Genomic DNA, 14,258 nt, shown 5'->3' on the forward strand with positions numbered 1-14,258 from the left:
TTTATCCGGAAGCGTTTTGTGCTCCGTCGTTCGCGAACTTAGCGAAAGACCGAAAAATGTAGAGTTAATGCCTGAGCGATTTTTCAGATGCAGTTATTTCAAATTTTCTGGATCACGTAGTAACCCTGCAAAATCAAATAGTTTTGGGTCAAGTAGGTGAGAGGGGCGGGCGTTTGTCAAAGCACGAAACATGACCTGACGACGGCCGGGGCTGTTGCGCTCCCATCCGTCTAGAATCGCTTTGACTTGCTGGCGTTGCAGCCCGTCCTGTGATCCGCACAGGTCACAAGGGATGATGGGATAGTTCATTGCAGTAGCGAATTTCTCGCAATCTACTTCCGCAACATGGGCCAGCGGGCGATAGACAAAGAGGTCACCTTCTTCGTTCACCAGTTTCGGTGGCATCGTCGCCAGTCGACCGCCGTGAAAGAGGTTCATAAAGAAGGTTTCCAGGATATCATCGCGATGATGGCCCAGAATCACAGCAGAGCATCCTTCCTCGCGGGCAACACGGTACAGGTTGCCGCGACGCAGCCGTGAACACATCGCGCAAAAAGTGCGACCAGTGGGGGTTTTATCCATCACGATCGAATAGGTGTCTTGGTATTCGATGCGGTGGGGAACCCCCATCTTTTCAAGAAACTCAGGCAGAACGGTTGCCGGAAAGCCAGGCTGCCCTTGGTCGAGATTACACGCCAGCAATTCCACAGGTAGGAGGCCGCGCCACTGCAGTTCATGCAAAACAGCTAGCAGAGTATAGCTATCCTTGCCGCCAGACAGGCAAACCAGCCATTTTGTTCCGGGCTCGATCATGCCGTATTGCTCAATTGCTTCGCGGGTTTGGCGCACAATTCGCTTGCGCAGTTTTTTAAACTCGGTCGTAGAGGGGGCGCCGTTGAACAGATCGTGGATGTCTTTCGGTTGATCAAGCATGACGCGGTCCTTTGTTGCTCGGGGCAGGTTATACTATGAGTTTTGGAAACTAGAGAGGCAATGCAGAAGGCAGTGATAGGTTAGTCTTGTGTCGTGACAACCTGCTCCGCAAGCAATTCCCCAGAACGCACATCCAATCGCGCAATATGTGTCCCACGGGGGGAGTTATAAATCAGGTCCAAGGTTGTGGGGCTGACTGGCGTCGTGGATAGTACAGACAACACATCCTGAGCGATTTTAACGGGCGTGCTCCAGAGCGGGCCCGTCACATAGAGGGTTTGCATGTCACGGGCGGATAGGCGTTCATCGCCATTGGTGTCGGCCTCTACAATGGCCAAGAGATGGCCCAACTGTATATCTTCGATGCCGCTTTGGCGCAGTGTCAGTTGGGTGGTATTCTGAATCAGACGCTCCCCTTTGTCGAAAAGCCAGCGGTTGGACTGCGGCTCACTTTCTACGATGCGGAAGTTCACCAGATTGCCGCCGCTACTCTTATAGCTACCGCGATTCTCATACCGTTGCTCGATGTAAAGGGGGAGGGGGTAGACGCCCTGTGTGTTCGTCGAAAGGGGCGAGCTGAAATATCTTTTGGTTGTGCGGTCTTCGGGGCGGTCGGTAGTCGGGGTTGTCGCGCTAGGGGTTACGGCAAGCGTATTGGTCGTTTGCGTCGGGAAAAATGCACGGCTGAGGCTGCTTACAACCTGCGTGCCGATCAAAGCCAGAGCAAGAAGTGTGACAAGGGCAATTGCAACCGCGTTAAAGCGCCAAACCCATTTGTAAAAACCAGTATCCACCCATCAATCCTTTTCTGGAACGGGATCGTAACCATCGCTGCCAAAGGGATGGCAGCGCCCAATGCGCCTTGCGGCAAGAATGCAGCCTTTGACTGCGCCATGTTTTTCCAGCGCTTCCAGCGCATAGGCAGAGCAGGTGGGCTGGAAGCGGCAATTGAAACCTACCCATGGGCTAAAGACTAGGCGATAGCCGTAAACCGGTAGGGCAAGGATGCGGGCGAGGGGGGTCACTTGCGCGGACCGTGCAGGATGTTCAGCGCTTTTTCCAAATCTGCAAGAAGCTGTGCAAAGGGCAGCGATGCTGTGGCGTCGCGCCTGCCAATCAGCACGTAGTCGTAACCTTGTGCGCCCAGCTGCGGCAAGACGGCACGTGCAATTTCACGCAAGCGCCGTTTGGCGCGGTTGCGCGCTACCGCGTTGCCGACCTTTTTAGAGCAGGTATAGCCAATGCGTATACCAATTGCTTCACCTTTAGGGCGATGCAATGTTTGCAACACAAACCCCGCCATAGCCACACGTTTACCCCGCGCAGCACGCTGAAATTCGCGGCGTTGGGTAAGTATGGTAAGACGAGGGCATGACAAAACCGCCGGAGCCATATCCCCGTTGGCGGTTGTGCCAATCAGGTCAGTCTCCGGCGGTGTCATAAGGTAGACCTAAAACGCGTATTACGCGCTCAGCTCTTTCCGGCCTTGGGCGCGGCGAGAGTTGATGATCTTGCGACCAGCTTTGGTTGCCATGCGTGCACGGAAACCGTGGCGGCGCTTGCGTACGAGGTTCGAGGGTTGAAAGGTGCGTTTCATCGCTCCGTCTCCATCTAGTATAACTTGCGTGCAAAGGATTCGCCTACACGCATCAATTCAGACCCGTCCTCTAAAGCGATGCGGAGGCCAAGTCAAACCCTGTGGGGGAGGAAACTGCGCCGATCTGCAATAAAACTGCTCCGTTCGGCTTTGAAATGTTTCAGTTCGGGGGGCGGGGCGGGTTAAAGCTCTCATTTATCACAAGAATGATCAAGCACCCGTGAGGCGGGTGTCATTGTAGGAATCAAAAGCGCATTTATAGCTGACACACGACACCGCTGGAGCGCAGGAAATGGCTACTATGACCGAAATTGAAAACAAGAAATCCCTGATAGCACGGTTCGGCCCGCTGGCTTTGATTGTGCTGGTGGCGGGGATCGGGGCGTTTGCCCTGCGCGACTACATCAGCTTTGATGCGCTGCGGGATAATCGCGAAGCGCTGATCGCCTTTCGCGATGCACATTTCGGACTGACCGTGTTGGGTTTCTTCTTAGCTTATATCCTGATCGTCACCTTCTCCTTGCCCGGGGCGTTGATTGCGACGCTGACGGGAGGCTTTTTGTTTGGCACAGGGCTGGGTGCGGCATTTAACGTTTTGTCGGCAACCACAGGGGCCACACTCATCTTCCTCGCCGCGCGGATGGGATTGGGTGACAAGCTCAAATCCCGCTTTGAACAGTCGGACGGGGTGGTTGCGAGGATCAAGGCGGGGTTGGATGAAAACCAGTGGTCGATGTTGTTCTTTATTCGTCTGGTGCCTGCTGTACCTTTCTTTTTGGCCAATCTCATCCCCGCTTTTCTGGATGTCCCGCTACGCCGCTTTGTGATTTCGACATTTCTGGGAATCATTCCCGGTTCGCTGGTCTATACTTCTGTTGGGGCTGGGCTAGGTGAAGTGTTTGAGCAGGGCGAAACACCTGATCTGGGGATCATTTTTGAACCGCATATTTTATTTCCGATACTAGGTCTTTGTGCGCTGTCGCTGCTGCCTGTGTTGATCAAAGCCTTAAGCGGCAAGAAGGAACTGTGAAAATGAACCATATCAAAACAGATATTCTTATTATTGGTGCAGGTTCAGGGGGGTTGTCGGTGGCTGCTGGTGCGGCTCAAATGGGCGCGGATGTGGTTCTGCTGGAAGGCCACAAGATGGGCGGCGATTGCCTGAACTACGGTTGTGTTCCCTCCAAGGCGCTGATTGCCACGGGCAAAGCGGCATATGGTCAAAGGCATGCTGCGCAGTTTGGCGTTACCGATACTGAAGGGGCTGTTGATTATGCCGCCGCCAAGGATCACGTAGCGGATGTGATTGCGACAATCGCACCCGTGGACAGTCAGGAGCGGTTTGAAGGCTTTGGCATCAACGTCATCCGCGAATTTGGCCGCTTCATCTCGCATAATGAAGTTCAGGCGGGCGATACGGTGATTAAGGCGCGCCGGATTGTGATTGCGACGGGGTCTTCTCCGTTGGTTCCGCCGATTCCCGGTCTTGAGACTGTTCCATATGAAACGAATGAGACGCTCTTTGATTTACGCGAAGCGCCAGAACATCTGTTGATTGTTGGCGGTGGTCCGATTGGCATGGAGATGGCGCAAGCCCATATTCGCATGGGATGTAAGGTGACAGTGATTGAAGGCGGCAAGGCGTTGGGTAAAGATGACCCCGAGCTTGCAGAGGTTGTGCTGTCTTCGTTGAAAGAGGAAGGGGTGGAGATTGCTGAAGATGCATTGGCCTCTGAAATTCGAGGCAGCGCAGGCGTAATTGAGATCGAAACCAAAGACGGGCGCATCTTTAAGGGGTCTCACTTGCTGATGGCTGTTGGGCGGAAGTCCAATACAGATAAGCTTGATCTGGAAGCGGGTGGGGTCAAACCATCACGCGGGGGCATCGAGGTGGATGAAAGCTTGCGCACCAGTAACAAGCGCGTTTATGCGATCGGCGACGTGGCAGGGGGCCTACAGTTTACGCATGTGGCAGGGTATCATGCGGGAGTTATCATCCGGTCTATGTTGTTTGGTCTGCCGTCCAAGGCAAAAACCGCGCATATACCTTGGGCTACTTATACGGACCCCGAGTTGGCGCAGGTGGGGCTCACCGAAGCACAAGCGAAGGAGTCGCATGGGGATGCGGTGGAGGTCGTACGGTTCCACTATAGCCATAATGACCGTGCGATTGCAGAGCGTAAGACCAAGGGGTTTATCAAGGTGATGGTGGTCAAGGGGCGTCCGGTGGGGGCCTCAATTGTCGGGTATCAGGCCGGAGAACTGATTAACCTGTGGGCGTTAGCACTGGCAAATAAGATGAAGATGAGCCAGATTGCGGCAATGGTTGCCCCTTATCCCACAATCGGCGAGATCAACAAGCGCGTTGCGGGGGCATATTTCAGCCCTCGTTTGTTCGAGAGTGGATTGGTCAAACGCGTTGTTGGATTGGTTCAGCGGTTTGTGCCATGACGTCAGTGGCGCGCGTTTTCAACGACGCCCCACCCGCCGTCCCTATCAGGTTTAAGGCTGCATAATGTTTAACTCTCTCTCTGGTCGATTGTTGGTCCTGACAACGGTGTTTGTCATGATTGCAGAGGTTTTCATTTTTGTGCCATCTGTCGCGCGCTTTCGCGAAGATTACATGTTGAACAGGCTTGAGCGCGCACAAATCGCCTCTTTGACATTACTTGCCGACGATATGCTGGCGCCCGAACTGGAGGCAGAGCTGCTCCGCAACGCCGAGGTATTTAACGTGGTGCTGCGGCGTGATGAGGTGCGGCAGCTTGTGCTGGCGTCACCAGTCCCCAAAATGATCGATAGCACTGTCGATTTGCGGGACGATTCGGCACTTGTCTTGATACGCGATGCCATGCGACGGCTCATCACGCCGCGCAACGAGGTGATCCGCGTGATCGGTGCGCCTGTACGGGATGCGGGGCTGTTGATCGAGGTGACAATGGAAACCGCGCCGATGCGCGCTGCTATGATCGACTATGGCTTGCGCATTTTGATTTTGTCTGCGGTGATTTCTGCGTTCACAGCGGTTTTGTTGTTTCTGGCGATGCGGGTATTTTTGGTCAAGCCGATCAAAGGCGTTGTGGGCCACATGCAGCGCTATGCCGCGGCGCCAGAAGACGCACGGCGGATCATCACGCCTTCAGCCGCCGTGACCGAATTACGTGAAGCAGAAGAGGCATTGCAGGCGTTGCAGACGGAGCTAACGAGTGCGTTGCGCCAAAAGGAACGTATGGCGCAGCTAGGCTTGGCCGTGAGCAAAATCAGCCATGACTTACGTAACATCCTAACTTCTGCGCAGTTATTCACGGATAGGATTGAGATGTCCGAGGATCCAGTGGTTGGGCGTATGGCGCCCAAGCTGGTGGGCTCTATTAGCCGTGCGGTGCATTTGTGCGAATCAACCCTTGCCTTTGGTCGCGCAGAGGAGCCGGGTCCGAAGCTTACTCAGGTGCACCTTGCAGAACTTGTCGCGGAGGTTTTGGATGCGGAACGCCTTGCGCTGGGTGAGTTCCCGCTTGAGCTGGCATGTGACATTCCCCCGACATTGCGGGTCAGGGCCGATCCCGAACATCTATATCGGGTGATCGGTAATCTTGTTCGAAATGCCCGACAGGCGATCATGGCGGTTCAGGGCGCAGGTAAGATCGAAGTTGAAGCTTGGGAGACACCTCAGGCCTGGATGATCGCTTTGCGTGATACGGGGCCGGGATTGGCATTAAAAGCCAAGGAACACCTTTTCGAAGCGTTTCAGGGATCTGTTCGTAAAGGAGGGACGGGGCTTGGTCTCGCGATATCAGCAGAGCTGTTGCGTGGCCATGGTGGGGAGATTGAATTGGTTCATAGCGGCCCCGAAGGCACTGAATTTTTGATATCTTTGCCCAAAGGAGATGGGGCTGTATAATAAATATTGCGATAAAGCCATTTTACGTAATTTGAGGGCTTGCATTGGCGCGGCGCTACAACTAAACCGCCCCCAAGAGCGCACCCGTAGCTCAGCTGGATAGAGTACCTGACTACGAATCAGGGGGTCAGAGGTTCGAATCCTCTCGGGTGCACCATTTTCAAATTTGTGAAATGACATATAGTTCTGCATTTCGCGACAGAGCCTTTCCTTTTTCGACGCATAGCTTTGCCTTTGATCGCTTAAGGTGATGTCTGACATGTTTTCCCTTTCAAAACTGGTTTTGAGCAAAGCGCTTTAGCGCGCCTGCCTCTAAAATCTGCTCTGGGGGTAGCAAGTGCAATACAATTCGACCGGGTTGGTGCGGCCCACAGGCGCAGCCGAGGACACGGCCCTGTCTAATTGTGTTGCAGGCGCGTGGGGACGATGTCCCCTAGCTCTTTTTGTGGAAAAGGGCGGATTGCGGACCTTCGCTGCAGGTGCAGCTAGGCAGGGGCGACAAGCGGGAGCGGACGTTGGATTGCTAGTTTTCGACCTCATTTGTCCACTGATCTGGAGGTATTCTTCCCGTGTATTAGAAAGTTAGATCTATATTTATCAATCAGTTAGGCCGTAAATTTCGTGAGTGCTGGTGTCAAAGCAAGCGGCCTCTTGAGTTGCGCTTTTCTTACTTCCGCAAGTGTTTTATCAAACTGCGGCGTCCCAATCTGCCGTCCTATGAGCCACCAAAGTGAGTGGTCAACTAAGCTGGAGCCCTGAAGCGAAACCTGTCGAATTAGTGCTTTTACGACCTCAATTTTTTTGTCAGGTCGTGAGGCCGAAAATGTGTCTAGCACCATGCTCGCATACCGGTTGCGCAGGTTGACAGACTTGGTGTCTCGCATAACAAGATCGAGAAAAGTTGCAGCTACCCCCATGTTGTTCAAAAGATCCGCATTTTTTCCACCAACTACCTCTAACATCTGCTTAATTGTGCTGAGTTTCTCGTAACCGTCTGCCTTTGCTTGGTAAAGAGAGTTTGCGGGTCCATCGATATGTAAGTGAAGCCTCGGTTAAGGCAATCGACGATAAATTTTGTGTAGTCCTCAGTGGAGATAAGCCCGCGATCCTTTGCAACTAGCATGACCGGCTATAACCAGCTTACACCAACATCAAGAGACAGTCCTGCCCATTGCCGAAGGCCTTGGTCCTCCGACAGAAACAACAAGTCACCACCATCCGCTGCAAGGATGCTGTCCGTCGCTGCAGACCCAAGCATTTCAGAGATTTCTAGGTTCTGTCCTGCAAGGTCGGTCTTTGGAACTGCCGAAGCGATCCTGCAATGTGCCAGTATGTCTTCTCTCTAACGACTTTTCTCTTCGCAAAATGACCTGTTTCGCTCTGGAGTAATTTAGACGAAAGCCAAATGGCCGTTTTGCCACGAGGCAATTCCAGTTTGACGGTCAATATTGTTTTGGCTTCAATTTCACGTTTGGCAAAAACTTCGAGCGTTGATTGCGTAACGTGAATTTGTCTACAAACCTCAGAAATTGTCTTCCATAGATGGAAGTCCGAAGCCAATGCAGCAGTAATTGGATCAAGCACACAACCATTTACTTCTCTCGCTTGAATCGAAGTGATCGCAGCATTCCTCTCTTCAAGGCTCTCAATGCAAACTCTTGGTTGGATGCCTACGCTGGGAAGGCCCGCCCAGCCATCAATGGGGTCCTTTCCAAGTGCTTTCGCAACGAAACTAAAAGGCAGAGCATTCTTTGCATAGTTGTTCAAGACAGCTTGATCACGGTCATTGGCCGCTTTTGTAATCCGCTCCATGTCTTCTAGTGGGTTTTCGCCACCAGTATCGATGGACATTCTTTGCATGCCTGAATTCAAAGGAAACCGCTGATTGAACTCTTCGAGTGACCTATGGAGTAAATCTAGGGCCCTAGATTTTATCCAAAGCACCTCAAATTCAAGGTCTTCGAACTGCGTTGATATGGTGAAGGTTTCTCCAACAGCCTTTCCAAGGCACGCTTTTGCGAAGTCTGAGTCTGGGACATGCCTCTCAACATCAAAATTATGCGCACTGGTTGGACCTGTCGCGCTTTAGTGCCGCTCCAAGTGCTCGTTTAAGCCACTTTCCTTTCGAAAGCGACGGGGCTTTTCCAACCCAATGCTGAATGGCGGCGTCATGGATTGTAGAACCCGTTGATGTATTCGAAGACCGCCATCTCAGCCTGTCTGCGGGTGTTCCATGTGTCTCGCCAGATAAGCTCTGCCTTGATCCTTGCCCGGCAGGGTATTGCGCAGCAATATCCCAAGAGGGGTTTTTGAAGAATGTTTCAACGGCGGCGTTGTCATAGCAATTTCCCTTGCCACTCATGCACTGCCCGACAGCACATGTTTACGTGTGTGAGAGGGGATGTCCTGAACCCATGCTGGCGCAGGATCTTCTGATAATCGTGTGAACAATACTGGCTGCCACGATCAGTATGATGGATGCAGCCCTTGGGTGGTGCCCGGAAAGCGATGGCCATCTTTAATGCTCGGATTGCCAAGTCCCGCTTCATTCGATTGCTCACGGCCCAGCCGACCACGCGCCGAGAATGCAAATCCAAGATCACAGCCAGATAAAGCCAACCTTCACGCGTCCAGATGTAGGTTATATCACCCTCCCACTTCTGGTTTGGCTGACCCACTGAGAAGTTACGATCCAGTAAGTTCGGGGAGATGTTGAACTTGTGATTACTGTCCGTCGTGGCCTTGTGTTTACGGGTCCTGACAACGGATATACCGTTCTGTCGCATCAGTCTTCCCACACGCCGATGCCCGACATTCAGACCGATCTCCTTCAACTCTTCGGTCATTCTTGGTCTGCCATAGCTCCCCAGACTGAGCCGCGACTGTTCCTTGATGTGGGCCAATGTCACCAGATCAGATCGCTGCCTGCGACTGGCAGGGCGGCTACGGAATGCACGTAAACCACGCGCACTCACGTCCATAACCTTACACAAGCGTTCCGTTGGAAACCGATTTCGGTGCTCTTCAATGAACTTAAACCTCACGGCTTTTGGCTCGCGAAGAACACCGTGGCCTTTTTAAGATTTCCCTTTCCTCCTTGAGAATGCGGTTCTCGCGTCGAAGCCGGTCATTCTCTTGAGCGAAGCTCATATCCTCTTTCGACATCACATCCGTGTCTCGATGCGCTGTCATCCATTTGTTCAGCGTCGACATCCCAACACCCAGATCGTCAGCGACCTGCTTGCGTGTAAGCCCGCTGGTCAGTGCGATACGCACCGCATCCTGCCGGAATTAGTCTGTCCGTTTTAGTCCCATAGTTAGTCTCCTTTGGTGCAGTAAATGCTATCAAAGGAGCGGCATCAAACCGCGGCAGGTCCAAAGCGCCTCTCTAGGGTCGATGCTGTTTTACGGTAAGCTTTGCCGCCAGGGGGTAGCCACACCCCGTCCTCGATCCTCTTGCCGGAAGAAAGAGCCGCGCGCGAGGCGTTGGCCGAGCAAATCACCGCGCCCCTTGCGGAGACATAAACCTTTGCGTGCATTTCCCGGTCGGGGAGATGGCGGAGGCGGTCGTTGTTTGGCGCTCCGCCGACGCAGAGCGGACGGTCATGCCCATGCGTAGATCACACACGACGCGCAGATCCTCCGGCAGGACGCCGTCTTCGAACAGTTCTTCCGCCCATTTTGGCCCGAGAAAAGCGACGCACATTTTGGGTTCGTCACCAGCCATGACCAATCGGATACGGTTCGCCAGTCGTTTACCGGTGAGATACTTTGTACTCATTTTCTCCCCTTATGCTCGCTCAAAAAATGTCACTCCGGATCAGACTGTGTCGAGTATGTTCGGGATGTTCCGTTCGCCTATGGCCTATTGCAGTGGCCGTTCATATACGGCGCAGCGAAATTCTGCTCTGTCCGTACAGTGAACACTTGATAGGCGTTCAAAAACCCTCGTTTGTGAACGGCATGGTAGATGCATATATTCGTAACAGCAGCAGCCTATGATTTTGGCCGCCGCCAGTCTATTGACTTGCAAAAGATCGAGGTAAAATCATGCGCAGAAGCACATTTCAGGCTGCTCTAATTCTTATGTTCGTAGCAAGTTGTGGCAATTTGGGCTCTGACCGCAATGTAGTCGTGGGTGCCGGTCCGGACGAGTTGTTGAAGCTGAGGGCAGGCCCAAGTCTCAATTTCAGCGTAATCTTGGGCCTACCTGACGGAACCCGTTTGAACCGCCACAACTGCGTGACTGAAATTGGACAGCTCTGGTGCGAAGTCTCTCTCGTAGCCTCACCGCAGATCAGAGGCTACGTCTCTGCTGACTACCTCTCAACAGGCTGACCGTTCCCCAACGGTCGTTTTGGGAAGGACCTGAAGGACCGCTCCGTGTTCAGTGGACTTGATCGTATGTTGTTGATCAGCGGGTGCTTTGACCTTACCCTATAAAAATATGAGACTATTTTTTATTCATGGTGCGCCAGCGACAGGAAAATTTACAGTAGCTCGTGAGCTCTCGTTGCTCACTGAAACGCCGCTGGTCGATAATCATGCGGCGATAGATATCGCAAAAATGGTGTTTGGTTTCGCCCAGCCATGCTTTTGGGATCTCGTGCACGATCTACGAATGACAACTCTTCGCGGAGCGACGAAAGCCAATCTGCCACGCTTCATAACAACTGCGGCCTACAGCCATCCTGTGGATGCTCCTCTCGTCGAAGATTACGACAGTGTGATCAAAGAATTTGGAGGCTTCATTGAACCTGTTCATCTTTACTGTTCCGAAGAAACTTTGATGGATCGGGTCTCTGCATCTGAGCGTTTGCAGAAAGGTAAAATTGCCTCGCCAAAGGGACTAAAGGGCTACTTGGATCGGAACAACTTTGTTGCCATGCCTAGGGATAACTGTCTGAGTCTTTCTACAGAGAGCACGACGCCTGAAGAGACCGCGATTGCTATCGCACAGCACTTCGAAATACCCATCGTTTCCACAAAATAAGCTATCGCCTTCCAGCAAGCAGGTGTTCCAAAAAACTTCGTTTTTGGAACGGATGTCTAGATGTAAGGGCGAAAGGGCGGCCGAAATCAGATTGGAAGCTCTAGAGTCGCTTTCTCTGTAGAAATAACGATCGAAGTGCGGAATTTTCGCACGGTTTTGTCTGCGAAGAAGAACCGGTGTGTGAAGGTTTCATAGTCTTCAATGTCTTTGGCCACTACGATCATCACAAAATCTACGTCCCCAGCAACACAATAAAAATTCATCACCTGTCGATCCTGTCGTGCCTTACGTTTGAAAGCGTTGGTCAGATCCAGCCGGTCGCGTTCCAGCTCCACCGAAACCACCGCCGTAATGCCAAACCCCATTTTTTTGGGGTCAACAATAGCAACTTCTTTTTGGATAACGCCATCATCGCGCAAGACCTTTAGCCGTCTTTGAACCGACGCGGTAGATGCCCGGATATGGTCCGCCAGCTCTTGTATCGGTGTTCGCGCATTTTGTTGCAACACGGCCAGTAGCTTATAGTCAGACTTATCCATGACATACTTCCTTCTAAATCGGCGGAAAATTGATGTGTTTCGATCACAATATTTGAATATTATGTGTATGCTATATCACTTTAGGCCGCTAGTCTGCCCGTCATGAAGCATGGAGCTATAGCAATTCTTCCTCTCGCTGCTGGTGCAGCCGTTTACGGCTTTGCATTTGGCCTATTGGCTGCTCAAGTCGGGTTCCCGTGGTGGGGCGTTGCTCTTATGAGTAGCATTGTCCACGCGGGGTCATCCCAGATTGTTGCGGTTGAGCAATTTGCAGGAACATCTGCCGTAGTTGGCGCAGCATTTGCTGGTGCGGCCCTGAACCTTCGCTACATTGGGATCGTTGCATCGCTATCTGACATTCTAAGCGGTCTGTCTTTACGAATGAAACTGCTGGCCATCCATATCACGGGCGATGAAAACTGGGCTTTGACCATGGCGGAACGAGCTAAGAACCCTGCGGTTGGTGCAAGTTTTTTGATCGGTTCGGGGCTTGTGATGATTTCCGTCTGGACCGTATCAACAACGCTTGGGGCGGTTGCAGGTTCAACACTTCCGAACCTTGAACAGTTTGGCTTGGGTTTTGCATTTACTGCGGCCTTCATAGCAATGGCGCGAGGGTTGTGGCGCGGCCCTGCAAATCTCGTTCCGTGGATCATCAGTTTCGCTGTCACAATAGGCGTTGTCACGTTGGGCGCACCAAAGGCTTATGCAATCGTCGCAGGAGCCATTTGCGGTCTCGCGGTTTCGCACCTCGTAAGAAGCAAAAAGAAGGTCGTATTATGACATTTCCGTTTTGGATGTTGATCGTTGTTCTCGCCGTTGCTGCGTTCACGGTAAGAGTGCTGGGGCTTTTTGCTGGTGATGCGATTAAATCGTCACGGTTGGCATGGATGCTGGATGATTTACCCGGCCTCATTGTCGTTTCCTTGGTGGCGTCATCACTTGCAGGTCAATCTATAGAAACATGGATCGCCGCTGCCGCTGCGTTAGCAGTGGCATATGTCACCAACCATGTAATTTTGACCATGTGTATTGGTGTTGTGGCATATGGCGGACTGGTCTGGTTTGGATTTTAGGTCCACCAAAGCTCCATCTTGCTGTCGCTCAGCGGCGTCCAAACACCCTCCTTTTTGACACGACCGCAAACTATTTCGATTTGCGCTGTCAAAAACCCCGCCCAAAACCCCGATGGTTGAGGAAGATTTCTGACAACCACACGGTAGCAAACATTAGCTGCATCGCAGAAATTTGATAATGAGGGCTTATTTTGTTGAAAAAGTCGAAAATCTGAAAGGCTCAATTTCTCGCCAGATTTGCGCTGATTACAAAAGCCTAACGCACTTGTCGGCGAGCAATCCGGAGACGCGCAACGGGGAGCAGGACGCACTTTCTGCCGACCCCCTCGCCAAAAATTCCTAACCCTTCTGTAGCGTCTGGAAAATCTCCAGTCACGCTCCAAAATCGACTTTTTCAACAAAATAGGCTCAAACTGGACCTTAGCCGCAATGGGTATCAAGGTCCGGTGAGCGGACAAAGTTGCCCTTGGCGTGACGGCCGCATTCATCTAGAGTTGCGGTAATCGGCGCGGTTGAGAATATTCAACAATGAAAGAGATTGGATGAACAATCATTCTGAAGTTCTGTATGTTCTGAGCATTGCTTTAATTGAAATCAGGGCCACAGGAAACCTAGAAAAGGCACACATCCTTGCTGATGTTGTCCACAATGTGCCGACAATGATCTCGGCTGGTAGCTCAGCAGATGAGATTGCCGAAAAGGTCATGCTCAACGCAAAGCGACATGGAGCAGATGACTATTTCTCGAAGCTTTTTGAGAAGGCTAAGAAGCAGTAGGTTTGGGCTCGAAGGAGACCTTCGCTGCATTTTGCACGAACGGCGGCTTTCGGAAAAAGGTAAATCTATGAGTCGCAAATGGTAAGACTGGTGTGCAGCGCGTTTCACCGATGATTCAAAATCAATGACTTAGCAATCTGAAAAATGCAGAACTATGTGTCGCTCCACACAAATCTGTGAAGCGACACATAGTTCTGCATTTCGCGACAGAGCTTTTCCTTTTTCGCGACAGAGCTTTTCCTTTTTCGACGCATAGCTTTGCCTTTGATCGATTAAGGTGATGTCTGACATGTTTTCCCTTTCAAAAGTGGTTTTGAGCAAAGCGCTTCAGCGCGCCTGCCTCTTAAACCTGCTCCCGGCGAGGGTTGGGGGTAGCAAGTGCAATACAATTCGACAGGGGTGGTGCGGTCCGCAAGCGCAGCAGAGGACACGGCCCTGTCTAA

The 14,258-nt window shown here is 52.1% G+C and carries 17 protein-coding genes, 1 tRNA gene and 1 pseudogene; 9 read left to right on the plus strand and 10 right to left on the minus strand.

The annotated features are described in order from the left end of the window. Window positions 1–93: 93 nt before the first annotated feature. From ttcA to rpmH, 5 genes are all read right to left on the minus strand, one after another. A complete protein-coding gene (gene ttcA, locus GGR95_RS01755) occupies window positions 94–933 on the minus strand; it encodes a tRNA 2-thiocytidine(32) synthetase TtcA (protein ID WP_184562150.1) in 840 nt (279 codons plus the stop codon). An 80-nt stretch (window positions 934–1,013) separates the two neighbouring features. Next, window positions 1,014–1,727, minus strand: a complete 714-nt coding sequence (locus GGR95_RS01760; RefSeq protein WP_184562152.1) for a hypothetical protein — start codon at window positions 1,725–1,727, stop codon at window positions 1,014–1,016. Between the two features lie 3 nt (window positions 1,728–1,730). Then, window positions 1,731–1,958 carry a membrane protein insertion efficiency factor YidD gene (yidD, locus tag GGR95_RS01765; protein WP_184562154.1) on the minus strand — a complete coding sequence of 76 codons (228 nt, stop codon included), beginning with the start codon at window positions 1,956–1,958 and terminating at the stop codon, window positions 1,731–1,733. Beyond that, window positions 1,955–2,374 (minus strand): ribonuclease P protein component, encoded by a 420-nt coding sequence (gene rnpA / locus GGR95_RS01770; protein WP_184562156.1) that lies wholly within the window; start codon window positions 2,372–2,374, stop codon window positions 1,955–1,957. Before rnpA ends, yidD begins: the two co-directional genes overlap by 4 nt. A gap of 21 nt (window positions 2,375–2,395) precedes the next feature. Beyond that, window positions 2,396–2,530, minus strand: a complete 135-nt coding sequence (gene rpmH, locus GGR95_RS01775) for a 50S ribosomal protein L34 (RefSeq protein WP_184562158.1) — start codon at window positions 2,528–2,530, stop codon at window positions 2,396–2,398. Between the two features lie 301 nt (window positions 2,531–2,831). On the opposite strand from rpmH, the gene GGR95_RS01780 reads away from it, so the two are divergent. The 4 genes from GGR95_RS01780 (at window position 2,832) to GGR95_RS01795 (ending at window position 6,588) form a co-directional block, all read left to right on the plus strand. Continuing rightward, complete coding sequence (locus GGR95_RS01780; protein ID WP_184562160.1) at window positions 2,832–3,560, plus strand: TVP38/TMEM64 family protein; 729 nt, start codon at window positions 2,832–2,834, stop codon at window positions 3,558–3,560. Between the two features lie 2 nt (window positions 3,561–3,562). Next, complete coding sequence (locus GGR95_RS01785; protein WP_184562162.1) at window positions 3,563–4,981, plus strand: dihydrolipoyl dehydrogenase family protein; 1,419 nt, start codon at window positions 3,563–3,565, stop codon at window positions 4,979–4,981. 64 nt (window positions 4,982–5,045) lie between these two features. Next, the gene (locus GGR95_RS01790; protein WP_184562164.1) at window positions 5,046–6,431 is read left to right on the plus strand and encodes a sensor histidine kinase; all 1,386 of its coding nucleotides are present in this window, start codon (window positions 5,046–5,048) and stop codon (window positions 6,429–6,431) included. 80 nt (window positions 6,432–6,511) lie between these two features. Continuing rightward, a tRNA-Arg gene (locus GGR95_RS01795) sits at window positions 6,512–6,588 on the plus strand. Between the two features lie 448 nt (window positions 6,589–7,036). On the opposite strand, the gene GGR95_RS01800 is transcribed toward GGR95_RS01795, so the two are convergent. The 4 genes and pseudogenes from GGR95_RS01800 to GGR95_RS01815 form a co-directional block, all read right to left on the minus strand. Next, a complete protein-coding gene (locus tag GGR95_RS01800) occupies window positions 7,037–7,393 on the minus strand; it encodes a hypothetical protein (RefSeq protein ID WP_184562166.1) in 357 nt (118 codons plus the stop codon). Window positions 7,394–7,700: 307 nt separating this feature from the next. Continuing rightward, the gene (locus tag GGR95_RS01805; protein ID WP_184562168.1) at window positions 7,701–8,282 is read right to left on the minus strand and encodes a hypothetical protein; all 582 of its coding nucleotides are present in this window, start codon (window positions 8,280–8,282) and stop codon (window positions 7,701–7,703) included. A 317-nt stretch (window positions 8,283–8,599) separates the two neighbouring features. After that, a pseudogene (locus GGR95_RS01810) lies at window positions 8,600–9,707 on the minus strand (IS3 family transposase). A gap of 223 nt (window positions 9,708–9,930) precedes the next feature. Further along, entirely contained in the window at window positions 9,931–10,212 is a 282-nt protein-coding gene (locus GGR95_RS01815) for a hypothetical protein (RefSeq protein WP_184562170.1), read from the minus strand. A gap of 269 nt (window positions 10,213–10,481) precedes the next feature. Here GGR95_RS01815 and GGR95_RS01820 point away from each other — a divergent pair, with 269 nt between their 5' ends. Both GGR95_RS01820 and GGR95_RS01825 read left to right on the plus strand, forming a co-directional pair. Beyond that, window positions 10,482–10,769, plus strand: coding sequence for an SH3 domain-containing protein (locus tag GGR95_RS01820; protein ID WP_184562172.1), 288 nt, complete (start codon window positions 10,482–10,484; stop codon window positions 10,767–10,769). A gap of 109 nt (window positions 10,770–10,878) precedes the next feature. Beyond that, complete coding sequence (locus GGR95_RS01825) at window positions 10,879–11,424, plus strand: ATP-binding protein (RefSeq protein ID WP_184562174.1); 546 nt, start codon at window positions 10,879–10,881, stop codon at window positions 11,422–11,424. A gap of 86 nt (window positions 11,425–11,510) precedes the next feature. On the opposite strand, the gene GGR95_RS01830 is transcribed toward GGR95_RS01825, so the two are convergent. Next, the gene (locus GGR95_RS01830) at window positions 11,511–11,963 is read right to left on the minus strand and encodes an Lrp/AsnC family transcriptional regulator (RefSeq protein ID WP_184562176.1); all 453 of its coding nucleotides are present in this window, start codon (window positions 11,961–11,963) and stop codon (window positions 11,511–11,513) included. Between the two features lie 102 nt (window positions 11,964–12,065). Here GGR95_RS01830 and GGR95_RS01835 point away from each other — a divergent pair, with 102 nt between their 5' ends. From GGR95_RS01835 to GGR95_RS01845, 3 genes are all read left to right on the plus strand, one after another. Then, a complete protein-coding gene (locus GGR95_RS01835) occupies window positions 12,066–12,746 on the plus strand; it encodes an AzlC family ABC transporter permease (protein WP_184562178.1) in 681 nt (226 codons plus the stop codon). Then, complete coding sequence (locus tag GGR95_RS01840) at window positions 12,743–13,039, plus strand: AzlD domain-containing protein (RefSeq protein ID WP_184562180.1); 297 nt, start codon at window positions 12,743–12,745, stop codon at window positions 13,037–13,039. Before GGR95_RS01835 ends, GGR95_RS01840 begins: the two co-directional genes overlap by 4 nt. A gap of 542 nt (window positions 13,040–13,581) precedes the next feature. After that, entirely contained in the window at window positions 13,582–13,815 is a 234-nt protein-coding gene (locus GGR95_RS01845; protein ID WP_184562182.1) for a hypothetical protein, read from the plus strand. Window positions 13,816–14,258 lie beyond the last annotated feature (443 nt).

It is taken from the genome of Sulfitobacter undariae (assembly GCF_014196805.1).
GTDB lineage: Bacteria > Pseudomonadota > Alphaproteobacteria > Rhodobacterales > Rhodobacteraceae > Sulfitobacter > Sulfitobacter undariae.